Origin of the sequence: Corynebacterium sp. HMSC036D03 (assembly GCF_001836185.1) — a bacterium.
Classification (GTDB): domain Bacteria; phylum Actinomycetota; class Actinomycetes; order Mycobacteriales; family Mycobacteriaceae; genus Corynebacterium; species Corynebacterium simulans.
In genome coordinates, this window is record NZ_KV827718.1 from 203,029 (window position 1) to 226,593 (window position 23,565).

General features: G+C 59.1%; 19 protein-coding genes. 10 read left to right on the top strand and 9 right to left on the bottom strand.

What is annotated here, in order from left to right:
• Positions 1-89: 89 nt before the first annotated feature.
• Together HMPREF2692_RS02435 and glgA are read right to left on the bottom strand one after the other, a co-directional pair.
• The gene (locus HMPREF2692_RS02435) at positions 90-1,532 is read right to left on the bottom strand and encodes a GH32 C-terminal domain-containing protein (protein WP_070433456.1); all 1,443 of its coding nucleotides are present in this window, start codon (positions 1,530-1,532) and stop codon (positions 90-92) included.
• A 26-nt stretch (positions 1,533-1,558) separates the two neighbouring features.
• Entirely contained in the window at positions 1,559-2,713 is a 1,155-nt protein-coding gene (glgA, locus tag HMPREF2692_RS02440) for a glycogen synthase (RefSeq protein WP_070433457.1), read from the bottom strand.
• Positions 2,714-2,822: 109 nt separating this feature from the next.
• Here glgA and glgC point away from each other — a divergent pair, with 109 nt between their 5' ends.
• Positions 2,823-4,040, top strand: a complete 1,218-nt coding sequence (glgC, locus tag HMPREF2692_RS02445; protein ID WP_070433458.1) for a glucose-1-phosphate adenylyltransferase — start codon at positions 2,823-2,825, stop codon at positions 4,038-4,040.
• 84 nt (positions 4,041-4,124) lie between these two features.
• On the opposite strand, the gene HMPREF2692_RS02450 is transcribed toward glgC, so the two are convergent.
• On the bottom strand, positions 4,125-4,769 hold the full coding sequence (locus tag HMPREF2692_RS02450; RefSeq protein WP_070433459.1) for an O-methyltransferase: 645 nt from the start codon (positions 4,767-4,769) through the stop codon (positions 4,125-4,127).
• A 152-nt stretch (positions 4,770-4,921) separates the two neighbouring features.
• Between HMPREF2692_RS02450 and sigE the strand changes: the two genes are divergently transcribed.
• From sigE to HMPREF2692_RS02465, 3 genes are all read left to right on the top strand, one after another.
• Positions 4,922-5,587 carry an RNA polymerase sigma factor SigE gene (sigE, locus tag HMPREF2692_RS02455; RefSeq protein WP_070433460.1) on the top strand — a complete coding sequence of 222 codons (666 nt, stop codon included), beginning with the start codon at positions 4,922-4,924 and terminating at the stop codon, positions 5,585-5,587.
• A 127-nt stretch (positions 5,588-5,714) separates the two neighbouring features.
• Positions 5,715-6,173, top strand: coding sequence for an anti-sigma factor family protein (locus HMPREF2692_RS02460; RefSeq protein WP_070822652.1), 459 nt, complete (start codon positions 5,715-5,717; stop codon positions 6,171-6,173).
• A gap of 104 nt (positions 6,174-6,277) precedes the next feature.
• A complete protein-coding gene (locus tag HMPREF2692_RS02465; protein WP_061921800.1) occupies positions 6,278-6,895 on the top strand; it encodes a twin-arginine translocase TatA/TatE family subunit in 618 nt (205 codons plus the stop codon).
• Positions 6,896-6,927: 32 nt separating this feature from the next.
• Here HMPREF2692_RS02465 and HMPREF2692_RS02470 read toward each other — a convergent pair whose 3' ends face one another.
• A complete protein-coding gene (locus tag HMPREF2692_RS02470; RefSeq protein WP_070822654.1) occupies positions 6,928-8,064 on the bottom strand; it encodes an Mrp/NBP35 family ATP-binding protein in 1,137 nt (378 codons plus the stop codon).
• 133 nt (positions 8,065-8,197) lie between these two features.
• On the opposite strand from HMPREF2692_RS02470, the gene HMPREF2692_RS02475 reads away from it, so the two are divergent.
• A complete protein-coding gene (locus tag HMPREF2692_RS02475; protein ID WP_070456215.1) occupies positions 8,198-8,983 on the top strand; it encodes a type 2 periplasmic-binding domain-containing protein in 786 nt (261 codons plus the stop codon).
• A gap of 118 nt (positions 8,984-9,101) precedes the next feature.
• Here the strand turns inward: HMPREF2692_RS02475 and HMPREF2692_RS02480 are convergent, their stop codons facing one another.
• Both HMPREF2692_RS02480 and HMPREF2692_RS02485 read right to left on the bottom strand, forming a co-directional pair.
• A complete protein-coding gene (locus HMPREF2692_RS02480) occupies positions 9,102-12,818 on the bottom strand; it encodes a multifunctional oxoglutarate decarboxylase/oxoglutarate dehydrogenase thiamine pyrophosphate-binding subunit/dihydrolipoyllysine-residue succinyltransferase subunit (RefSeq protein WP_210400635.1) in 3,717 nt (1,238 codons plus the stop codon).
• Positions 12,819-12,972: 154 nt separating this feature from the next.
• Complete coding sequence (locus tag HMPREF2692_RS02485) at positions 12,973-13,740, bottom strand: hypothetical protein (protein WP_246823413.1); 768 nt, start codon at positions 13,738-13,740, stop codon at positions 12,973-12,975.
• A 187-nt stretch (positions 13,741-13,927) separates the two neighbouring features.
• On the opposite strand from HMPREF2692_RS02485, the gene HMPREF2692_RS02490 reads away from it, so the two are divergent.
• Genes HMPREF2692_RS02490 through HMPREF2692_RS02500 form a run of 3 tightly spaced genes read left to right on the top strand, consistent with a single transcriptional unit; the run spans position 13,928 to position 17,435 of the window.
• Positions 13,928-15,622 (top strand): carboxylesterase/lipase family protein, encoded by a 1,695-nt coding sequence (locus tag HMPREF2692_RS02490; protein WP_070822615.1) that lies wholly within the window; start codon positions 13,928-13,930, stop codon positions 15,620-15,622.
• A 60-nt stretch (positions 15,623-15,682) separates the two neighbouring features.
• Complete coding sequence (locus HMPREF2692_RS02495) at positions 15,683-16,528, top strand: DNA primase (RefSeq protein ID WP_070822617.1); 846 nt, start codon at positions 15,683-15,685, stop codon at positions 16,526-16,528.
• Positions 16,518-17,435, top strand: coding sequence for an ECF transporter S component (locus tag HMPREF2692_RS02500; protein WP_141761296.1), 918 nt, complete (start codon positions 16,518-16,520; stop codon positions 17,433-17,435). Before HMPREF2692_RS02495 ends, HMPREF2692_RS02500 begins: the two co-directional genes overlap by 11 nt.
• Here the strand turns inward: HMPREF2692_RS02500 and HMPREF2692_RS12530 are convergent.
• Entirely contained in the window at positions 17,390-17,962 is a 573-nt protein-coding gene (locus tag HMPREF2692_RS12530; protein WP_210400636.1) for a hypothetical protein, read from the bottom strand. The two genes, HMPREF2692_RS02500 and HMPREF2692_RS12530, sit on opposite strands and share 46 nt — an antisense overlap.
• A 143-nt stretch (positions 17,963-18,105) precedes the next feature.
• Here HMPREF2692_RS12530 and HMPREF2692_RS02510 point away from each other — a divergent pair, with 143 nt between their 5' ends.
• Positions 18,106-19,389: an MFS transporter gene (locus HMPREF2692_RS02510; RefSeq protein WP_083323797.1), complete on the top strand. Its 1,284-nt coding sequence runs from the start codon at positions 18,106-18,108 to the stop codon at positions 19,387-19,389.
• On the opposite strand, the gene HMPREF2692_RS02515 is transcribed toward HMPREF2692_RS02510, so the two are convergent.
• Positions 19,386-20,132 (bottom strand): GntR family transcriptional regulator, encoded by a 747-nt coding sequence (locus tag HMPREF2692_RS02515; RefSeq protein WP_070822624.1) that lies wholly within the window; start codon positions 20,130-20,132, stop codon positions 19,386-19,388. The genes HMPREF2692_RS02510 and HMPREF2692_RS02515 overlap by 4 nt on opposite strands.
• A gap of 165 nt (positions 20,133-20,297) precedes the next feature.
• Here HMPREF2692_RS02515 and HMPREF2692_RS02520 point away from each other — a divergent pair, with 165 nt between their 5' ends.
• A complete protein-coding gene (locus HMPREF2692_RS02520) occupies positions 20,298-23,276 on the top strand; it encodes an FAD-binding and (Fe-S)-binding domain-containing protein (RefSeq protein WP_070822658.1) in 2,979 nt (992 codons plus the stop codon).
• A gap of 121 nt (positions 23,277-23,397) precedes the next feature.
• Here the strand turns inward: HMPREF2692_RS02520 and HMPREF2692_RS13080 are convergent, their stop codons facing one another.
• Positions 23,398-23,535, bottom strand: coding sequence for a hypothetical protein (locus HMPREF2692_RS13080; RefSeq protein ID WP_168168022.1), 138 nt, complete (start codon positions 23,533-23,535; stop codon positions 23,398-23,400).
• Positions 23,536-23,565: the final 30 nt, after the last annotated feature.

Genomic DNA, 23,565 nt, shown 5'->3' on the forward strand with positions numbered 1-23,565 from the left:
CTGGCCGGTTGCACAAACAATAGGGAAAGGCAGAGCACAGATGCTCTGCCTTTCCCTATTGTCGCTTTGAGTGTTAAAACACGTCGCGCTTAGAGCTGCGAGCCTTTGCGCTGCCAGGATTGCTCGATGACGGCCTCACCGGCGGTCTCGACCTGGAGATCAGAGCAACCGCCGTCGAAGTAGACGCGGGAGCCCATGGCTACCTGGCCGCCGTCGGCGTAGACCTCTACGGTGGCACCGTCGACCACGACGGTGAGGGAATCGGAATCACCCTCAGCCAAATGCGCTACGGCAGGAGCCGAGTCCTTGAAATAGGAATCGAAAGCAGTGCCCATGGAACGATCTAAGGTCAGTGTGCTGCCAGCATGGGTGATGACTGCCGCGGGCTTGCCGTTGCCGTCGAGCAAGGTGACGGTGACGGAGGAGCCTTCCGGGACATCCATTACGCCGACCCAGGAGCGGGCGCGCTCTGACTGGCGGATGGCATCCGGCAGGCCGCGCGGCGGAGTCTGGAAGAGCTTGCCTCCCTGGAGGGTGATGCGACGCGGCAGTGCGAGGGTATTGGCCCATCCTTCCTCCTCGAAGGAAGGATGCGCTGCAGGATCGTCGCCGCGGCCATTGCCGTTGAGAAGACCCAGGACAACCGCTTCGTCGTAGCGGGTCTCCTGCGGGACGGTGCCCTCGGTGGCGTTGGTGTTGCGCGGGCGGGAGAAATCGTGGCCGAAGTCGATGCGCTGGAAACCGGAGGCGACGGTGAAGGTGGTGCCCTCCAAGCGGCCGACGAGGTAACCGGAGACATCGCGGTTATCGCGCTCAAGGGTAACCAGGAGGACGTCGTAAATGCGCTCATCTACCTCGTCACGCAAGCGGACCAGGCGTGGAGAGACAACCGGTGGAATCGGCGAGTTTGCCGGGACCTCGCCCTCGTTGAAACCAGGATCGCCATTGAACTCGAGCGGGCCTTCCACATCCCAGGTCAAGCCGTCGGCCGAGCGCAGGATAACGGGCAGCGGCGCGTCGGAGTGGCCGGTTAGTGCGAGCATGAGCCAGCCCTCGTGGCCTTCATCGCGGTCGGCCGCGACCCAGTCTGGAACCACGGAAGGCGAGCGGAAGCGGGAGTAATTGGTGACGTTGGCGGCTACCTCGCCATAGCGCACGACATTCGGGTCTAGTGCGTTGGAGTCATCCGAAATTTCGCAGACATCGTTGAAATCGGTGTAGCGTGCTAAACGCACCGAGGTGCCGGTGGAAGTCACGGAGGTGAAGTAGAGGTTGATAGCATCTTCGCCCGCGGCTACAGAACCGGCGCGCAAGGAAAGCTCACCGCCGACAGGGGCAAGTGCGTCGTCGCACTCCAACCAATCGAATGGAAATTCTTCAGAATAGTTGTGTCCCCAGCGCGCCGGGGCGGAAAGTTCGTGGCGGTACTGGAAAAACAGGTGCCACGTATTGCCGTCTAGCAGCACGCCGGCCGGAGCCTCGAGGACTCCAGACTCAGGGGTGAAGTGCAGTTCGGGGCGATGGGTTGTCACAAAGTGCCTTTCTAAAGATTCTCGATTTAAATCAGTGCGCGGTAAATATCTACGGTCTGGGAGGCGATGGTGGCCCACGAGAACTTCTCCACAGCTCGCGTGCGGCCGGCTTGGCCGAATGCGGTTGCGTGCTCCTTGTCGGCGACGACCTGGTTGACGGCAGCAGCGAGGTTGGCCTCGAAGTCAGCGACCGCATTTTCGTCGTAGTGGACGAGGATTCCGGTCTCACCGTCGACGACAACCTCGGGGATTCCTCCGACGTCAGATGCAACTACTGCAGTCCCGCACGCCATGGCCTCCAAGTTAACGATTCCCAAAGGCTCGTAGATAGAAGGACACACGAAGACGTCGGCGCCAGAGTACACCTCTTGGATGAGGCTGCGAGAGAGCATTTCCTGCACCCAGAACACGCCGTCGCGGTTGGCCTGCAGGTCTTCGACCAAAGCTGCGGTTTCCGCGGCGATTTCTGGAGTATCGGGAGCGCCTGCGCACAGCACCAGCTGGACGTCTGAATCAAACTGGGCCGCGGCCTTCAGCAGGTGCTTCACGCCCTTTTGGCGGGTGATGCGGCCGACGAAGGCAACGATGGGGCGCTGCTTGTCGACGCCGAGTTTGTCCAGGTAGTCTGCCTCGCGCGGCTGCCACAGCTCGGTATCGATGCCATTGAGCACAACATGCACCTTGGACTCATCGATGCGGGGATAAGCATCCAGAATGGAGGCTTTCATGCCGGCGGAAACCGCGATGACGCCGTCGGCGTATTCCATGGCGTTTTTCTCGGACCACGAGGAAATCTCGTAGCCGCCACCGAGCTGCTCACGCTTCCATGGGCGGTGCGGCTCCAAAGAGTGGGCGGTGACCACATGCGGGATGTCGTAGAGGCGGGCGGCGAGATGGCCGCCGAGGCCGGAGTACCAGGTGTGGGAATGCGCGATATCAATATCGGAAGCTGCATTAGCCATGCGCAGACCCGTGGAAAGAGTTTGGATGGCGGGGTTGGCTGCGGAAAGTTCTGGATCAACGCCGTGGTTGAAGACGTCCTTTTCCTCGCGTGGGCCACCCATGCAGTGAACGGAAACATCGATTAACTCCCGCATGAAGCGGGTTAGCTCGGCGACGTGCACGCCAGCGCCACCGTAAATTTCAGGTGGGTATTCCTTGGAAAAAATTCCGGCTCTCATGTCCTCCCAGAATACGGAGAAAATCCATACCGTGCAGAAAACTCCCGTGGGGGTAGTTTCTGACCTATTTCCTCTGCGAAGCGGCCTAAAACTGAATAGGTTGGAACATGTGAAAACCCAGCCTAATGTCCTCGCCATTGTCCTCGCCGGCGGTGAAGGCAAGCGCCTATTCCCCCTTACGGAAGATCGCGCAAAGCCCGCCGTCCCCTTCGGCGGCTCCTACCGTCTCATCGACTTCGTCCTGTCTAACCTCGTCAACGCGGGCTACCTCAAGATTGCGGTGCTCACCCAATACAAGTCCCATTCCCTCGACCGCCACATCTCGCAGGCTTGGAATTTGTCTGGCCCGACTTCCCAGTACATCGCCTCCGTGCCCGCCCAGCAGCGTCGCGGTAAGCGTTGGTACAACGGTTCCGCCGACGCTATTGTCCAGTCGCTTAACTTGATTTATGACGAAAAGCCGGACTATGTCATCGTCTTCGGCGCCGACCACGTCTATCGCATGGACCCGCAGCAGATGGTTCAGGAACACATCGCTACTGGGCTCGACTGCTCCGTGGCGGGCATTCGCGTGCCGCGTAGCGAGGCCACCGCATTTGGCTGCATTCAGGCAGACGGCATGGGAACCATCACGGAGTTTTTGGAAAAGCCGGATAATCCGCCTTCGACTCCGGATGATCCGAACATGACCTATGCGTCCATGGGTAACTACGTCTTTACGGCCGATGCTCTGATTGAGGCCCTGCTCAAGGACGAGGAGAACGAAAACTCCGACCACGACATGGGCGGCGACATCATTCCGTACTTCGTGGAGCGCGGGCAGGCGCATGTTTATGACTTCATGGCGAATGACGTGCCAGGTTCCACTGAGCGCGACCATGGTTATTGGCGCGATGTGGGCACCATCGATTCTTTCTACGAAGCGCACATGGACTTAATTTCGGTGCACCCGATTTTTAATCTTTATAACAATCATTGGCCCATCCACTCCACGGATGAGTCCAACCTTCCGCCAGCGAAGTTCGTCCAAAACGGCATCGCGCAGTCTTCCATGGTGGCCCCCGGCTGCATCATCTCCGGCGGCACCGTGCGCAACTCTGTGCTGTCCTCGGACGTGCATGTGGCCGACGGAGCTTCAGTAGAAGGCTCGGTGCTGCTGCCAGGCGTGCGCGTGGGCAAGGGCGCGGTTGTCCGCCATGCCATTTTGGATAAGAACGTGGTGGTTTCCGAAGGTGCCATCATCGGCTGCGACCGCGAGCGCGACGAGTCCCGCTTTAAGGTCTCTGCCGGCGGCGTTGTCGTCGTGGGCAAGAACGAAACCGTCTAGCGCACCGCGGCGGGGAGAAAACACAGAAGCCTCACACGAGATGAAGGGGCAGCCGCCTGTATCTCGTGTGAGGTTTCTACTTTCTTAGCGCTTGGTGATAAGCGTTAGGCCGGAACCCAGTGGTAGACGGGTTACTACGGCGTCTTCGAGTGAGCGGGCGAGCTCGTCTGCTTCTCGGGCAGCGGCAGTGTCGCGGTCGCTGCGGGTGGTGTCGGCGAGGGTGCCATCCAACAAAGAGTTCGCGAGAACCAGCGTGCCGTTCTTACGCAGCAGTGGGAAAGCGGCGTTGATAAGAGCCGGCATATCCAGCGCGGGAACGTCTGCGAAGATCAATTGATAAGAATCGGTGGCGAGACGTCCCATGACCTCCAGAGGATGGGAGGGCAAAAAGCGCGCGCGGGTGGTGGCAAAGCCAGCCTCACGGAAGGTGGACTTCGCCATGGCCTGATGCTCTGCCTCCGGATCGATGCAGGTGACGATTCCATTGTTAGGCAGGCCCTGCAGGAGGTAGATTCCGGCTACAGCAGCAGCCGGAGTAATGGCGATGGCCTGGGGGCGATCAGCGCCAGAGCTGGCTGCGGAAAGGGAGGAAAGAAGCTGCCCGGTTGCTTCGTCCGGTACGGACAAGCCAAATTCCTCGGCATGGGAACGGGCCCCGGCGAGTGCCGTAGAAACTTCGCTGGTGGATTCGATGTAAGAACGCAGTGCGTCGTATGCCGTATTAGTCACAACCTAAACCATAGGTAATTTTCTGTGTATGCGGTGTCAAGACGCCAGGATTGTTACTGATGAGGTAGAAGTTTTTGTTTTTCGGTGACGCTCACAGTCACTTCGCAGAGTACTGTCTGGCGTTTTGAAGCTCGGTATAGGAAGATGAAAGCATGAAAAGGAAGCATCGCGTCGATTCGTCTTTGCGCCAGGAAACTGGTGTGGCCACTAGCCCAACGGAGCCTCACGTCGCTGCTTCCGAAGAACTCAGCGGCACAGCCGCGTTCGACGCCGGCCAGGCTGCGATGCCTTCGTGGTCGGAGCTCGTGGACGAGCATGCAGACTCCGTTTACCGCCTGGCATACCGCTTGTCCGGTAACCAGCATGATGCAGAGGACTTGACCCAAGAGACCTTCATGCGTGTGTTCCGCTCGCTTGATAAGTATCAGCCCGGTACTTTCCGCGGCTGGTTGCACCGGATTACCACCAACCTCTTCTTAGATATGGTCCGCCATCGTGCCAAGATACGGATGGAGGCCCTGCCGGAAGATTATGAGCGCGTGCCCGGCACCGATATGACCCCGGAGCAAGCTTATACCGTGGCCAACTTGGACCCGATCTTGCAAAAGGCGCTCGACGAGCTGGCCCCTGACTTCCGTGTAGCAGTTGTTCTGTGTGACGTCGTGGGAATGAGCTACGACGAAATCGCAGAGACCCTGGGCGTGAAGATGGGTACCGTTCGTTCGCGCATCCACCGCGGCCGTGCACAGCTGCGCGCGGCTCTCGAAACCGCCGCGCAGACCAACGACGAAGCCCGAGTTTTGCTCCGTAGCCGCTAGGCCGCCCACGCTAAAGTGCAATGAGGTCTATTGTGGAGACTAATTAACGAACCCAACGTTCGATAGAAAGGTAGGTGGCAAAACTCCCGTGGAGGATTCTGCACATCAGCACCGCGCCTCGTTTCATATGCGTGGAGTAGAAGGCGCCACCACCACCTTTGACAAGACTCTTGCCAAGACCCGTGATAAGGCCAAAGCAAGGGCTCGGCGGGCTGATTCCATTGGGCACTTAGGCCCCGAAGCTGTGGCAGCCTTCGTCGATGGCGAGATGGATCCCAAAGCCACTCATCGTGTGCATGTTCACCTGGTGCACTGCGCTGAATGTCGCGCCGACGTCCGTGAGCAGCGCCGTGCTTCCCAGTGGGTGCGCAACTGCAACGTTGACCACCAAGTGCGTGCACCGAAAGATTTGATGGCCAAGCTGGCCGGAATCGCAGCTGAAGCAGCTGACGAGGACGCCGCCACACCTGAAAAAGGGCGAAACAATTTCAGCGCACACGGCGGTACCAGTGGCGTCGGCGAGCGCGATATCCTTGACAAGGTCGAGATGGTCATTCGCGCCATCAAGCACAATCAGAGGCGTTAATGCAGTGGCGCTAAGTGGCGCTATTAGCAGCGGAGTCAAGGCGAATGAGGTTGGTGCCCGTTTCACATAGCGCACAGGCGCTAACGGAGGGCTAAGATAGCATAGTGTTTTCTTCAATCGGTTGGACAGAGATTGCCGTCATCGTGCTTCTTGGCATCGTGATCATCGGTCCAGAGAGGCTCCCCGGCGTAATCATGGATGTCCGTGCGGCAATCTATGCTGCGCGTAAGGCAATCAACAATGCCAAGGCCGAACTACAAGGTGAAATGGGCGGCCTGAGCGAGGAATTTGAAACTTTGCGTGGCCCCATCAGCCAGGCCGCCGAATGGACGCGCTTGGGCCCACGCGGTGCTATCACCAAGGCTCTTTTTGACGGAGACGATTCCGCTTGGGATGATTTCGACCCGCGCAAGCTGACAGAGGGAATGGGCAAACCGCATCTAAGCGCGGGCGATGAGCAAGCGCACTCCGCAGCGCAGCGCGGTGCTTCCGGGCCACGTGCCCAACACAGTCAGCGCAGTCAACAGGCGAATTCAGGTCAGCAGGGCCAGCAGCGCCCGACCTTCGACTACTCCCAGATTTACGCGGCACCGGCACAACCGCAGCAGAGCTCGGCTCAACAGCCGCAGGCACCTACGCCAAAGTCGGCGCCAAAGTCGGCACCAACTGCGGCAAATGACAACGCAGAAGGAACCGGCTTTTCTTGGGCTGATGTTACCTAAGCAGTAACTGCTTTAGGCGTCTGCCTAATTTTTTAGTGGCGGGTAACGCCCAGACCTAAGGTCTTGCCCACCAGAGAGTCGTTGCGGATGGCGAGCTTATCCGCTAGCTGCTTGATTGCCGTTGCAGAAGGAGAATCCGGGGCGGCGGTGATGATTGGTTCGCCGGCATCGCCGCCGGTGCGCAGAGCCGGATCGAGCGGCACCTCAGCCAAGACAGGCACCTCGTAGCCCAAGATGGTGCTAAGGCGCTCTGCTACAACCTTGCCGCCGCCGGTACCAAAGATATCCATCGTGGAACCGTCAGGCAGCACCATGGCGCCCATGTTCTCAATAACGCCGGCTACGCGCTGGCGAGTCTGCTGCGAGATGGAGCCTGCACGCTCTGCCACCTCCGCGGCTGCTGCCTGCGGGGTAGTGACGATGAGCAGCTCGGCGTTCGGGATGAGCTGAGCCACGGAAAGCGCGACGTCGCCAGTGCCGGGTGGGAGATCGAGCAGTAGAACGTCCAGATCGCCCCAGAAGACGTCAGCCAGGAATTGCTGCAGCGCGCGGTGCAGCATCGGGCCGCGCCAGACCACAGGGGCGTTGCCCTCGACGAATTGGCCAATGGAGATGTGCTTGATGCCGTGGGAAATTGGTGGCAGCAGCATTTCATCATCAATGACGGTGGGGCCGGCGGTCGAACCCAGCAGGCCCGGTACGGAGTGGCCGTAGATATCGGCGTCGACAATGCCAACTTTTAAGCCCTTGGCCGAAAGCGCGGCTGCGAGGTTGACGGTGGTGGAGCTCTTGCCGACGCCGCCTTTACCAGAGGCCACCGCGAACACGCGCGTGGTGGATTCTGGCTTGGCGAAAGGAATCTCCGGCTCAGCCTGGCCGCCGCGCAACTTCTGCTTTAAAGCGCGACGCTGTTCATCGCTCATGGCATCCATGGTCACGCTGACATTGCCAACGCCCTCGATGTCCTCGAGGACGGCTCGAGTGTTGGCTTCGATGGTGTTTTTCATCGGGCAGCCGACAATGGTCAGATAGATTTCGACGCTGACGTCATTGCCGTCGATGGCGACGGATTTCACCATGTCGAGCTCGGTGATAGGGCGGCCGATTTCTGGGTCTTCAACCCGGCTAAGGGCCTCCCGAACGGCGGATTCAGTAATAGCGCTAGTCATAACCCAACCCATCTTAGCCCCTTATTAAATACAGGAAAACGCTGGGATAAGGCGGCGTCGGAAAGCCCAGCAGTGCCGTGTAGAATTTTAGGAATATTTAGGAAGAACCATAACTTTAAGGAGAACTGTGCCGATGCGATCCCGCCGCCTTGTAGCGACGCTAGCGACTGCCGGACTGGCATTGGCTGCATTGAGCTCCTGCACCAAATTTGATCCTTCGGCGGATGAAAAGCCTGGCTTGCACCAAGCGGTAACCATATCCGTCAACCCAAAGTCCAAGCGGCAGCTGTTGCTCGCTGAGTTGTATAAGCAGACTTTGGAGTCCCAGGGCAGAGCCGCAAATGTGGCCAGTAATGAGGAACTGGAGGCCACCTCTGCTAACGAGCAGAACCTCCCGCTTATCGAGAGCGGCGACGGCGCAACGAACTTCTACATCGGTTGCACCGGTGAATTGCTCGATGCCTTCAACCCTGTTGCCGCACGCGAGATTTCGAAGCGCTACGAGGAAGACCAAAAGGACCCCTCGGGCGAGGATTTCTTGGCTACTACCCACGTGGCGCTGATGAATGCGCTACCGCCGGACCTCGCGGTGGTAGAGCCTTCCAGCGCGCAGGGGTGCAAGGAAGCGGAGCCGGATCTGCCGCAGAACTACGTCGTGGTTTATTACAAGGGTCTTTTTGACCGTGAGGAACGCCTCGCAGTGTCTTCCCTGACCAAGTTTTTGACCGATGGGGAAATCCGTGAGCTGCTGGAAAAGACCGACGAGTCCGGTTCTCTGGAGCAAACCGTAAGTGATTGGAACTCGCAATCCAATGCGGGCACAGTCATGGATACCGGCGGTGATTCCAACTCTTCCGGAGGATCCGATCTGACCTCCGGCGATGAGAAAAAGGACAATTCGAGCAAGCCGAAGTCCTAGCTTGGCTGCTGAGCAGCTCCTCGTAGAGCTTGCTTTTTCGAAAATATACTAAAGCGCCCTTGCTACCTCTATTCGAGGCGGCAAGGGCGCTTTAGCCGTTATATCTGGCTTTTAAGCCTTAGACATCGAAGGCCTCTTCAAGCAGCTTCTTCTGCTCGATCTGGTGGACCTTGGCGATACCGGTTGCAGTCGAGGACTGCGCACGGCGAGATACGCGGACCATTTCCGGCATATCCGGAATGAGCTCACGCAGGTGCTCGTTGTAGAAAGGCCATGGGCCCTGGTTTGCTGGTTCGTCTTGGACGAAGCGAACCTGGGTGGCATTGGGGAAGGCCTTGAATGCCTCTGCGAGACGGTTGAACGGAATCGGATGCAGCATCTCGAGGCGGACGATTGCAACGTCATCGCGGCCGTCTGCTTCCTTCTTCTTAGCCAGCTCCCAGTAGAGCTTGCCGGAGACCAGCATGATGGTCTTGACCTTCTCGGCGTCGCCTACAACCTTGCCCTCGTGGTCAACGAAGTTCGGGTCATTGATGACGGACTGGAAGTGCTTGATTTCGGTGAACTCGGAGATAGCAGAAGCGGATGCCTTGTTACGCAGCATGGACTTCGGAGTAAAGATGACCAGCGGACGCTTCATGGAGCCCAGCGCCTGGCGACGCAGCAGGTGGAAGTGGTTAGCCGGGGTAGAAGGCTGGGCCACCGTCATGGAGCCCTCAGCGCACAGCTGCAGGTAACGCTCGATGCGGGCAGAGGAGTGGTCTGGGCCCTGGCCCTCGTAGCCGTGCGGCAGCAGCAGAACCAGGCTGGAGAGCTGGCCCCACTTTGCCTCACCGGAGGACAGGTACTCGTCGATGATGGTCTGTGCACCGTTTGCGAAGTCACCGAACTGTGCCTCCCATGCAACGAGTGCGTCCTGGTTACCCACGGAGTAGCCGTACTCGAAGCCCATGCCTGCGTACTCGGTCAGCGCGGAGTTGTAAATCAGGAAGCGACCGCCGTTGCCCTTGGCCTGAGCCAGGTAGTTCAGCGGGTTGTACTCGGAGCCATCGCGCGGATCAACTGGGATAGCGTGGCGCTGGGTGAAGGTACCGCGGCGGGAATCCTCACCGGCCAGGCGGACCAGCTTGCCCTGGTTAGCCAGGGAGCCGAAGGCGATAAGCTCGCCCCAGCCCCAGTCGATGCCGCCCTCGGTGGAGGTCTTCAGGCGTTCCTTGGCAACGCGGGCAACACGCTTGTGGTATTCGAAGCCCTCTGGGCCATTGGCGTAGGCCTGGCCGATTTCCTCGATCTCCTCGGCGGTGATGGAGGTATCTAGACCGTGGGTGAGCTTCTGCGCAGAGGTGATACCGTGCTGCTCGCCAGGGGCACCGGCCTCGGATTCCTTGACCTCGGTGAAGACGGATTCCATCTGGTCGTGGAAGTCACGTGCTGCAGCCTCAGCGTCTGCTTCGGACAGGTCACCACGGCCGATGAGCTCTTCGGTGTAGATCTCACGGACAGACTTGTGGTCATCGATGATGGAGTACAGCTCCGGCTGGGTCATCGAAGGATCATCTGCCTCGTTGTGTCCGCGCAGACGGTAGCAGATGAGATCGATGAAGACGTCCTTGCCGAACTTGCGGCGGTACTCGGTAGCCAGCTGGCCAACCCAGACAACTGCCTCTGGGTCGTCGCCGTTGACGTGGAATACCGGGCAATCGAAGCCCTTCGCAAGGTCGGTGGCGTAGTGGGTAGAACGTGCGGAATCCGGGGTAGTGGTGAAGCCCACCTGGTTGTTGACCACGATGTGGACGGTACCGCCGGTGGTGTAACCACGTAGCTGGGACAGGTTGATGGTCTCCTGAACAATGCCCAGGCCGTTGAAGGAGGAGTCACCGTGCAGCATGACTGGGACAACAGAGAAGCCATCCTGGCCCTTGTCCAGTAGGTCCTGCTTGGCACGGGCGATGCCCTCTAAGACTGGGTCAACGGCCTCGAGGTGAGACGGGTTAGCAGCCAGGCTGACATCGATTTCGCCGTCACCGAACATCTGGATGTGGTGCCCCTGGGAACCCAAGTGGTACTTAACGTCACCGGAGCCACCGAGCTGGCCACCCTTGTAGTTGCCGTCGAACTCGCCGAAGAGGTCAGCCAGTGGCTTGCCAACAATGTTGAACAAGACATTCAGGCGGCCACGGTGAGGCATGCCGATGACGACCTCGTCGAGGCCTTGGCCCGCAGCAGTGTCCACGATGGCATCCATCAGCGGGATGAGGGACTCAGCTCCCTCGAGGGAGAAGCGCTTCTGGCCGACGTACTTGGTGTGCAGGAAGTTTTCGAATGCCTCAGCAGCGTTGACCTTCTGCAGGATGTACTTCTGCTCAGCGTTGGATGGCTTTGGCATGCCAGCCTCGAGGCGATCCTGCAGCCAGCTGCGCTCATCGCGGTCCAAGATGTGGGCGTACTCGGAGCCGACCTTCAGCGTGTAAGCATCACGCAGACGCTTGACGACGTCGCGCAGCTTCATGGTCTCCTGGCCACCGAAGCCGCCGACGTTGAAGGTGCGGTCCAGATCCCAGATCGACAGGCCGTGGGTCTTAAGGTCAAGGTCGCGGTGATCCGGCCAAGGCAGGCCCGGCTGACGCCAGCCAAGTGGGTTGACGTTGGCGAGGAGGTGGCCGCGGGAGCGGTAAGCCTCGATGTACTGCATGACGCGGGTGTTCTTGTCCACGCCGGTGTTCGGGACATCCTGTGCCCAGCGGAATGGCTGGTAAGGAACGCCCATGGACTCAAACAGCTCGTCCCAGAAGCGATCATCGGTGATCAGCTGGCCCAAGGTGCGCAGGAACTCGCCGGACTCCGCGCCCTGGATGACGCGGTGATCGTAGGTGGAGGTCAGAGTGACCAGACGGCCTACACCCATGTCAGCCAGACGGTCCTCGGAGGTGCCGGCGAACTCAGCCGGGTAATCCATGGAGCCGACGCCGATGATGGCGCCGGAGCCCTTGGTCAGGCGGGCGATGGAGTGGCGGGTGCCGATGCCGCCCGGGTTGGTGAGGTTGATGGTGACGCCGGAGAAGTCATCCATCGTGAGCTTGTTTTGGCGGGAGCGGTTGACGATGTCCTGGTATGCGTCAACGAACTCGGAGAAGGACATCTTCTCGGCTTCCTTGACCGCTGCCACAACGAGTGCGCGGGAGCCATCTTTCTGCGGGAGGTCGATAGCGAGGCCCAGGTTGACGTGCTCTGGCTGTACGACAGTCGGCTTGCCGTCCTTGACCTCGTAACGGACGTTCATGTCTGGGTGGATCTGGGTCGCCTTGACCAAGGCGTAGCCCAAGATGTGGGTAAAGGAAATCTTGCCACCGCGGGTGCGCTTGAGGTGATCGTTGATCATCGCGCGGTTTTCCCACATCAGCTTGACTGGAACGTCGCGCACGGTGGTTGCGGTTGGAATCTCGAGGGACTCGTCCATGTTCTTAGCGATTGCCTTGAACATGCCCTTGAGCTGACGCTCGCCAGCCTCCGGAGCCTCGCCGATGCGATCGAGCGGGGAATCTGGGTAGTTCTTCTTGGAGTCAGAATCCTTGCCTGGCTTCTCTGCTACCTTCGCTGGCTTTGCTGCTGGCGCACCGTTCGGGGTAGCAGAATCTGCAGCTGGCTTCGCCGGAGTGGACTTCTTCGCGGAGGATTGTGCAGCGGCTGCTGGGGCAGAAGCCGCGTTCTTCGGTGCTCCGTTGGCCTCAAAGTAATCGCGCCACTCCTTATCTACGGAGTTGGGATCCTTTGAGTACTGCTGGAACTGTTCGTCAATCAGCCACGCGTTGGGGCCGAAAATGCTCGAGTTGCTCACGGCAGGAATTCGCCTCATTTCCTTGTTAATTACGGTTCATTAATGGGACTTTAGTAGGGCCTTTGCGCGGGTGCACACAGCACCCCGAAAAGTGTCTTCAACCATGATACGTTCCGAGTTGTTTTGCTCACTAGGTCAGGGGTGAAAGCGCCCCTTATGAGGTGGGCAAAGGCGAAAGTTGCTCGCCAGCATGCTCAATTACCTTCTTGGCAAGTTTCCGGTTGGCAGAAGTGCCGAGCACTGCACCGATGCCCATTGGCATCAGCTTGGAGACCCATGCCCACTTCAGGCGCTTGGTTACCTGCTTGGCAAAAAGCTTGGTGAGACGGCCATTGAGGCCGCTTAGGGTTGGGCCGGTAAAACGCGACAGGGTGGCGGCGGAAGTAACGCCCTTGACGGTGCCCATGTCGCCGACCAAGGTGTCAACCAAGGCGCTGCCCTTGGATCCGGTCAGCACCAGCAGAACCAGGGCACGGCGCCGTTCTTCGTCTCCGATGTTGTCACCGCGCAGGTAAGCAGAAGACAAGACGTACCAGGAGGCGGCTTCCAGGAAAACCACGGATTCTGCCGCGATAGCAGCGATGCCGGCGATGGTGCCCACACCAGGAACTGCGGCGGAAGCACCGGCAGCAGCACCAGTGCCAGAGACTAGGTTGAGCAAGTGCTTATCGAGGATTGCTTGGATTTGTGCTGGGCTTGACTCCGGATTGCGCTTGCGAAGGCCATCAACGTATTTCTTGATAACACCAGACTGCGCTGCGACTGCTTTGTCTAGGCCATCTAAAAGCGCGTTGGTGACGCGGTTGGCTTCCTCCGGGTTGATCTCATAAACATCGTCGGAGTTGGTGGGATTTGCCGGGCCCGTCGCGTTGTTAGAAACCCTCTTTTCAATTGCGCCTTTTGTCTTATCTAAAATGCTCATCTTCTAAATCACCTCTAAAAACTGTTTATGACAACCGGTATTTGGTTGCCTGTTGTAAAACCACCGTAGCGAAGTGTCTCTGCTTTTTCCTGAGCGCTTGCTGTGGATTTAGCGATAGCGTTGGTCGAGGACTTTTTTAAGTATCCAAACTCGTCTAAATGAGAGAAACTTTTCTAGTCTTAGAAGTATGAAAGCTGAGGGGAGCTTCGGGGATGTACCCCGTGAAACTAGTTCCGCCGCTGCCCGCATGCATGCAGCGGATGCGCATCGTCGTGCGCGTGCTGCGGCGGAGGCCGCAGCCAACGTGTGGGAAGACGAGCTGACGGTACGGACTTCATCTGGCTGGGTACGTGGCACGAGGGAAGAAGATCTCCGTACAGATCGCCCAATTTCCGCGCCCGTGCGCTCTTGGAGGGGCATTCCATTCGGCGCCGATACCAGCGGCGCCCAGCGTTTTCGTGCTGCCGAGAAAGCTCCCAGTTGGGAAGGCGTGCGCGAGTGCTATGACTTTGGCCCAGTAGCCCCGCAGCCTATCTATTCTTGGCAGGATCGCGTCGCGGGCGGAGAGGATTGCTTGCATCTCGACGTCGTTCGCCCAGACAACGACGAAAAGCTGCCGGTGGTGGTCTACATCCATGGCGGCAGTTTCATCGTTGGCTCCTCGCACATGCTTATGCTGCGCGGATTCGAACTGGCTGCGCAGATGAATGTGGTCTACGTTTCCATCAACTTCCGTTTGGGTGCGCTGGGCTATTTGGATCTGCGCAGCCTGGGCGGCGAGTGCTCGGCCAATCCAGCGGTATCGGATCAGCTCCTGGCCTTGCAGTGGGTTAAGGAAAACATCGCCGCTTTTGGCGGGGATGATGGCAACATCACCTTGATGGGTGAATCTGCCGGTGGCGCAGCGGTGTTGACACTGATGACGGTGCCGCGTGCGCACGGGCTGTTTCACCGTGCGATTGCGCAGTCGCCGCCGATTGGCATGCTGCATTCGCGGGCGCAGTCAACGTTCTGGGCGCGCGAGTTGGTCAACCGTATGGCCTTGCCGCGCGCAGCCAGCGTGGATGATTTGCGCGAGGCTGAGTTCGGCGACATAGTGCGCGCGGGCCAATCGATGATGTGGCGTGCGGGCGAGCTTTTCCACTTGAATTCCTGCTACGCGCCCACGGTGGATGACGATCTGATTCCTTTGCATCCGTTGGAGGCTTTCGCCCAAGGCAAACAAGTCGATGTACCGCTGTTGGTGGGGACGAACTCGGACGAGGCGAGCTTTGGCAAGTTTCTCTACCAGCGTCAGAGTGCGCGCCGGCGCGCCGCGTTGCGCCTGCTTGCTTCCTTCGACGAGGTCAACGCCCCAGCTGTGGTGGAGGCCTATGGCGGGGCAGTTGCTCGGCAGGATTTTGCGCACCTGCTTACCGACGCCCTGTTCTGGGCGCCCACCGTACGAGTTGCCGATGCGCACTCGAGAGAACATGAGACGTGGATGTACCGCTTTGACTTCGCGCCAGCGGCGTTGAAGTGGCTTGGGCTAGGTGCGATGCACTCGATGGAGCTTTCCAATATCTTTGGCGATCCTGGCGCTTCCCGGGTCTCCGCACTGACCCGTATGGGCGATAGTGCACTGATGGATGATATGACCCAACTCATGCAGTCGCAGTGGTCCTCTTTTATCCATGCTGGTCGGCCAAACGAGGACTGGCCGCGCTATGAGCCAAGCCAGCGCAAGACCATGATTTTTGACTCGGAGCCGCAGGTCGTGGTTGCGCCCTTCGAGCGGCGTCGCCAAGCATGGCAGAACTATCACATGCTCGAGTGGGGAAGCGGTCGACCCGAGCTTTTGGCTGCGCTTGGTTTAGAAACACGGCGGCAGGATAACGGGTAGGCTTTGAGGAGCCTTGGTGATAGCCATGGTGACCAACTGCCACATGGATGGATTGCACTGATGAGCTTTTTTGAAGATATCGCTTCTGCGTTGGACGCTGAGGGAATTGAGTCCCGCGTCAATGATGACGTGATGTTTGTGCCCATTACTTCGGATCTTGAGATTCAACTAGTGGAAATTGACCCAATCCTGCCTGCCGCGAATGTCTACATTGCGGCAGCGGATGTGGATGAAGACGATGAAGACTTTGAGGCCGTCCTGGTCTCGGTGGCCTTCTCCGTGGATGATGCAGTTGAGGCTGTGGCAAAGCACATCGCTACCGATCAGGTAGTGACGGTTTTGCGGGACCTACTGGAAGGCACCGATGAGCGCATTGCGGACCTTGAGTTTATGCAGGATGAGTTCAACCCGAACCTCGTCGTGGCTGAGGTGGCTAACGACTCTGAGCTGCGCGTGCTCGTAGAGACTGTCGATGGCGTGCCCTCTGCCATCGTGCGTTTCTTGGCATTCGACTTTGACGAGGAAGAGTATGACGAGCTCGAGGATGAAGCCATCAACGAGCTGTGGGAGCAGGACGAGGACGATGACTTGAGCGAGGAGCAGCGTCTTGCATTGTTTGAGGCCGGCGAGGCTCACGATTCCGCCCCAATCATTGAAGTCCCGGCCGAGGCCTTGGAGCTTGGTACCTACACTGACTTCGATCGCCTCTTTGATGTGCTGAGCTTGGTCTCCGATCAAGCTCTGGACTGGGAGTGTCAGTTGGTTTCCTTCGACGATGCACAGTTTGAGGAGCCCGACGTCTACGACATCTTCGGCGCTGACGACGATGAGGATGAAACGCTAGATGATGAAGATGGCGATGCCATTGATGCCATCGATGACTACGATGACGAGGATGAGCTCTAAACTGGGTTCCGTATCGGGTCTCTTCCGCAACCGCTGGCGCCAACTAAGCGTCCTCTTCTCGGTGCTGGTTGCCGCAGGCGCGTGGTCTATGTCGACATCCCCGCAGTTCCGGGAGATAACCTATACCTTCTCGAGCCCTTTGACCATCACCATTTGGGCGTTGGGCTTGGTTGCAACTGCGGGCCTATTACTTTCTAGGTACGGGCTATTTCCGCGCTATATGATGTTCAACCCCGTGATGGGGATGGCGCTGAACATGCTTATTGGCTCTTTGGTGGTAGGAACGAACATCCCCTTTTATTTCGATACTTTGGGCACTATCGTGGTTGCCATTTTGTATGGGCCTACCTTGGGCATGGCTACAGGCCTCGGCTCTACTGTGCTGAGTGCTAGTTATGCTGCGCATCCTTTAGCCTTTATCCCCGTGTCCATGTTCGTGGGGTATATCTTCGGTGCGCTGGCACAACGGCGCATGTTCCGTTACGTGGCAAGCACCATCGTGATTGGCCTGCTGGCCGGATGCTTGTCCGGCATGCTTGCCGTCTATCCCATGATCTATTCGCTCGGTGGGGAAGGCGATATCGGGCGTGAAGGTCTGTTGAACTTCTACCAGATGGTGACTGGAAATGACCGCTTGGCCATTATCTGCCAGGCGCTTACCTCTGATTCCATTGACAAGGCCTTCACGGTCGTTGCAGCGTGTCTCCTCATCCGTTTTGCCCCTGCCGGCTTGCGGTCCTATGCCGTCTATCCCGGAAACGCAGCAATTGCGGATAGCGTCTTCCGTGAAAATAGCGAAAGCCCTGGGGGCGGCGATGGCATTCGCCGCGGTTTGCGCTATATGGACCGTGGTATCAGCCGCTATGCTGCCTGGCTAAAGCCTGCGAAGAGTGAGACTGGAGAGTGAACCGGAAGGTAGGCACTGTCAACCAGCCACACGAACCGCTGCGCTTCGGCATTGGTTAGCTCGTGGACAGCGTCTGCTAGCTCCGGCGGCACCATTGCACGCACCCATGCCTCGGCAAGTTCTGGGGTAACAGAGGCTCCTGTCGAATCAGTAATTCGTACTGAGACGAGATACGCGGGCACTCGGTCTTCGCCATAGCCCAAGACTCGTGCGCGGGCGCGCTCGCCCACACGATGGCGCGTTATTGCCATGGTTAGTGCCGGAAAGCCTGCTACTGCCGGAAGCTCCTTTATTGGCGGCCGCCATGTTGGCGTGGGCCGCGCCAGCGAGCGTGGATGGCGCACTATCCCGTTTAGAGCGTTGAGCGTTTCTGTTTCATGGAAGAGGATGTCAGCGGCTATCTCGCCGGCGCGGAGGCGCTCGGACTCATGCGAATGGCTATGGGTTGTGCGCGCATGCCGGCTTGCGGCGTGGCGGATGCCGAAACGGGTGTCTGTGGAAGTGGGGGAGTTCTTGAAGTTCTTCATGGCGCACAACCTAATCGGTGTAGTTGACATAAAAAGAAAATTGTTCGAAAAGGTGTTCGAATTGGGATTTTCCTAAACTATTTTTTAGTGATATTTCCATCCTTAGCTGCCGGTTTGCCAAACGGGTTAAGGTAAATGTTGCTATGTCCCACAATGAAAAAGCAGCTATTGCAGCAGATGAATTAAATGCCGGTGAGCCCAAACCGCAAGCAGCGCCAAAGATCCCCCGTGAAATTTGGATTATGGTTTCGGCGGCCTTCATTATCGCCTTGGGCTACGGCATCATCGCGCCGCTGCTTCCTCAGTTTGTGGTGAGCTTCGATGTATCGATGGCGGCGGCGGGCATGGTGGTCTCGATTTTCTCCGCCAGCCGTCTCATCTTTGCGCCCGGTGCGGGCAAACTCGTGGACAAGTTTGGCTCGCGCTGGGTTTATCTGACGGGCCTATTGACGGTGGCGATTACCACGGCGCTCGTAGCGGTGGCCCAGGAATACTGGCACATCGTGCTCTTTCGTGCCCTGGCGGGTATCGGTTCCACGATGTTCACGGTCTCTGCCATGGGGCTTATCGTGAAGCTTTCGCCGCCGACTATCCGCGGCAAGTGTTCTGCCACCTATGCCACGGCCTTCCTGCTCGGCAATATCATCGGCCCGCTGCTTGGAGCCAGCCTCGCATTCATGGGTTTTAGGTGGCCTTTCGTGCTTTACGGCGCGGGCGTCGCGCTTGCGGCGGTTGTGGTCTGGGTTCTCATGCCTTCGCTTTCGCGCGATGGTTCTGCGGGCTCGGCGCTGCCGCCGATGAAGCTTCGCGAGGCTTGGCACGATACCGCGTATCGGGCGGTGTTGACCTCTAACTTTGCTCAAGGCTGGATCAACATGGGTGTGCGAGTTTCCGTGCTGCCGTTGTTTGCCGCCTCGGTCTTTCATAACGGCGCCGCTGCCTCCGGCTTTGCTCTAGCTGTATTCGCTGCGGGAAACGCTGTGGTGCTGCAATTTTCTGGCAGATGGGCCGATATCTACGGCCGTCGTCCCATGATTCTCATCGGATTGGTGGGCACGGGTGTATTCGTGGGCCTTATGGGCTTGGCCGATACCATCCCTGCGCTGCTCGTTGTCTCGGCCTTTGCGGGGGCTGCTTCCGGCCTCATCAATCCGGCGCAGACCGCTGCCATTGGTGACGTCGTGGGCAACAAGCGCTCCGGCGGTCAGGTGCTTTCCACCTTCCAGATGGCCGGTGACTTTGGCCAGATTCTTGGCCCCATCGTGGTTGGTGGCCTGGCGGATTACTTCGGTTTTGCCAAGGCCTTTGCCGTATGCGCGGGCGTGGCCGCCATGGGGCTTGTGGCTTGGCTGTGCGGACGTGAGACGCTACAAGAGCGTCGCGCTATCGTCCGCCGAATCCCGCTGCGCAAGAAGAAGCGCTCTTAAAGCTCGCTGGTGTGAGCCTCCCAGATTTCCTCGACTCGTGCGTCGAGAAGGGCGGCGTCGGCAAGTGCGTCAAAGCCCGCAGTGCGCACGAGCGTCTGGCGCAACAGCAGCCGGCCGGTAGTGGTGATGTGCTCGCTCATGCGCTGGCGCGCGGCGCGGGCATTACCCTCCGCGATTGCCTCAATGATGGGTAGATGCTCTGCATAGACGTCCGGTAAAGAGCGCTCGCTGCGCACCGTTGAATCGGTCAGAATCTGGGTATGCGTGCGCAGTCTTGCCAATGTATCTTGCGCTCGGGTGCTGCCTCCGGCTTCTAAGATGACGTCATGCAGGCGCTTGTCCCACGAGAAGAAGCCAGCTTCATCACCTGCCTGTGCATGGGTTTGCATGGCCTGCAGGATTTCGCGCATCTGCTCAATGTGCGCAGGCGCGCGGAATTTGGCGGCGCGTGCGGCAATTCTTGGCTCTAATGCCAGGCGCATGTCGAAGATTTGGGCGACGTCAGAAGGCTTGGTTTCCACAATTTGGAATCCGCGGTTGCGGGAGAACTCAATAAGCCCTGCTTCTTCTAAGCGGAGCAACCCGTCGCGGACAGGGGAGCGGGAAATCTCTAGCTCCTCTGAAAGTTTGTACACGCTGTACCACGTACCCGGTGTCATTTCCCCTGCTTGGGCGCGATCGCGAACATAGTCCATGACCTCGCGTGCGAGGTTCTTCCGTGGTTGTGCGGGAGGGCGTGGCATGGCGGGAAAGTGGGTTCCTTCTGGATTGGTGTAGCGGCTCTTGGAAAGTTGAGCCTAAAAATTAGTGGAAAATTCTGCCCCAAGCTTAAAGCAAGGTGCAGTAACATGTTACTCACCGATTTGGCCAACCACCCCGAGCGGGGTACTAAAGCGAAGGCGGCACGCATGAGCAACACCACCAAGTTCACTCGTCTTGAGCCCAGCGTCTATTCCAAGATTGCGCGGACAAACTTGCGCACGGACATGGCATCGCGGGCTGTGTATACCTCGGACGCTTCCATCTTTAGGCGCGTTCCGGCCGCTGTGCTAGAGCCGCGGACGGTTGAGGACATTCGTGATGGCATCGATGTGGCCAAGGTGCGCGGTTGGAGTGTGGTCGGCCGCGGCGGCGGCACGTCCGTTGCGGGTAATGCCATTGGCGAGGGTCTCATCATCGATACCTCGCGCTACTTCAACCGCATTCTGGATATCGACGTCGCCGAGCGCACTGCCACCATCGAACCAGGTGTGGTGGCAGATGCGCTGCGCGACGCTGCACTGCCGCATGGCTTGACCTATGGCCCGGACCCGTCGACGCACTCGCGCTGCACGGTGGGCGGCATGGTGGCCAACAACGCATGCGGCTCGCACTCGGTGGCTTTTGGCACTGCGGCGGAGAACTTGGAGGAACTAACTCTGCTGTTGGCAGATGGCCGCGAGGTCAACTTTTTTAAGGGCGGTTGCGACGACCCAGAAATCGAGCAACGCCTACGAGAACTTGCAGAAGCAAACGCCACGCTTATCGACGCCGAGCTCGGCCGCTTTCCACGCCAGGTTTCCGGTTACGGGTTGCACTACCTGTTGGATAAGCATGGCTTCGACACCGCCAAGGCGTTGGCGGGGTCGGAGGGAACCACCGGCATCATCACGAAGCTGAAGGTTAAGCTGGTGCCGGTGCCTAAGGTCAAGGCGCTGGCAGTGCTGGCCTTTGACACTGTCTTTGATGCGGCGTCGGCAGCAGCGAAGCTTCGCATGCCGGACGTGGCAACAATCGAGGGCATGGGCGGCGACCTGTTGGAGGCGCTGCGCTCCAAAGTGGGGCAGGAGCAAGCGGGCGGCAACTTGCCAGGTAACCGCAAGGGCATTGCTGCCGGCGGTTGGCTTTACTGCGAGGTCGGCGCACCAAGCTTAGCGCAAGCCTTGGCTTGCGCGCAGGAGGTGGCCACTGCCGTAGAGACCGTGGACTACGTGGTGGTGCACGGGGAACAAGAAATGCGGGAGCTGTGGCGCATCCGTGAAGCCGCGGCGGGAATCGTGACGCGCCTGCCCGATGGCGGGGAGGCCTGGCCCAACTGGGAGGACTCCGCGGTGCCGCCGGAGAACCTGGCGGACTACCTGCGGGATTTGTACGCGTTGATGGCAAAGCATGAGCTGCGCGGTATTCCATTTGGTCACTTCGGTGAGGGCTGCGTGCACGTGCGCATCTCCTTCGACTTCGGCACTGAGGAGGGCATCGCGCAGTTCGAATCCTTCATGAATGAGGCAGCGGAGTTGGTCTCGGCCCACGGTGGTTCGCTCTCGGGCGAGCACGGCGATGGCCGCGCACGCTCGGCGCTGCTGGACCGCATGTACTCGCAGGAGATGCGCGAGCTATTCGAACAGTTCAAGGAGATCTTCGATCCGGAGAACTTCTTTAACCCGGGCGTTCTAGTAAAGCCGGAGGCAGTGACTGAGGGGCTGCGCATGGCGCCGGGGCAGCGGCGTTTTGAGCTCACGCCGGTGCACAAGTTGGGCAAGGACAAGGGCTCGCTGGTCAACGCCATCAATAGGTGCGTGGGTGTATCCGCGTGCCGCAGTGAGACAGGCTCGATGTGCCCGTCCTTCCAGATCACCGGCGACGAGATGCACTCGACCCGCGGCCGTGCCCGCATGTTCAGTGAGATGTTCCGTGGCGAGTCCATCCAGGGCGGCTTTGAGTCCAAGGAAGTGGAGGAAGCCCTCGACCTGTGCTTGTCCTGCAAGGCGTGCGTTTCCGAATGCCCGGTGAACGTGGACATGGCGACGTACAAGGCGGAGTTCCTGCACAACCACTACAAGGGCAAGCTGCGCCCGGGCGCGCACTACGTGATGGGCTGGCTGCCGTTGCTGGGCTATATCGCGCACAAGATTCCGCTTCTGCCCACGCTCATCGACAAGGCGATGTCCACCAAGGGCCTCGACAAGCTCATCGCGAAGGTGGGCGGTCTCGACCCGAACCGCCCGCTCATCCGCTTCGCCCACACGTCTCTGCGCAAGTGGCATAAGCAGCACACCTCCGTCGCCGCGCTTGACGACGTCGCGTGCAACGGCACCGCGCAAAACGGCATCGCGAACAACAATGACAAGGCGACGGTACCGCTGCTGGCCGACAACGAACGGACGGTCGTCCTGTGGCCAGACTCCTTCAACTCCTCACTGGGTACTTCACCGGCGACGGCCGCGGTGGAGGTGCTCGAAGCGCTCGGGTACACGGTGGAGATCCCGCAGGAGTTTGTGTGCTGCGGCCTGACCTGGCACTCGACTGGGCAGCTCGACATGGTAAAGCGCGTGCTCAAGCAGACGGCGAAGGTGATGAAACCTTACCTGGACCGCGGCCTGCAGGTCATCGGCGTGGAACCCTCATGCGCCGTGATGCTGAAACATGAAGCCGCTGAGCTTTGCGACGACCCGACATACGGCGCAGTGATTAAAAACCTGGCGCGCAACACCCACTCGTTTAGCGAGTTTATTGCCAAGCGCCTTGAGCAATTCGTCGCCGCCGGCGTCATCGCGCCGGGCGATGTCTCCGCGCTGACACAGGTGCACTGCCATGAAAAGTCCTTAGGCGATCCGCAACATTCCGCTGCCGTGCTGCGGGCGCTCGGAATCAAAGAGGAACAGATCACCACCGGCTGCTGCGGCCTGGCCGGTAACTGGGGCTTTGAGAAAGGCCATGCTGAAGTGTCCATGGCGCTGGGGGAGCGCGAACTATTCCCGAAGGTGAGGAAGGCAGCCACGGAAGGCAAGGTTGTCATCGCTGATGGCTTTTCCTGCCGCACCCAGATTGAGCAGGGGACAGGAAGCGATGCCAAGCACATCGCGGAAATAGTCCGCGGCATCATCGGCAAGGCCAGCTACTACAACTGAGCAGGCGCCCGATAAAACCACAGCATTGGCCGGGCTTCCGCCACAAAGTAGGGAAGACCGGCCGCTGGCTGTTTTGTACCAGCGCTGGTTGTTGTCCACTAGTTCTTGTACAAGTTCGCGGTTAGTACCGCGGCGCAGAGTAGCCGTATGGCTTGTGCGGGCGGCGGCGATCCTGGCCGTCGCAACGCATCCATGCGTGGTTCTGTGCCACCTGGGAAGACTTAAACGTGCTTTCGCGGAATGGCGTGTAAGAGCGCATGGACGAAAAGTGCATTTTTCCTCAACGGCG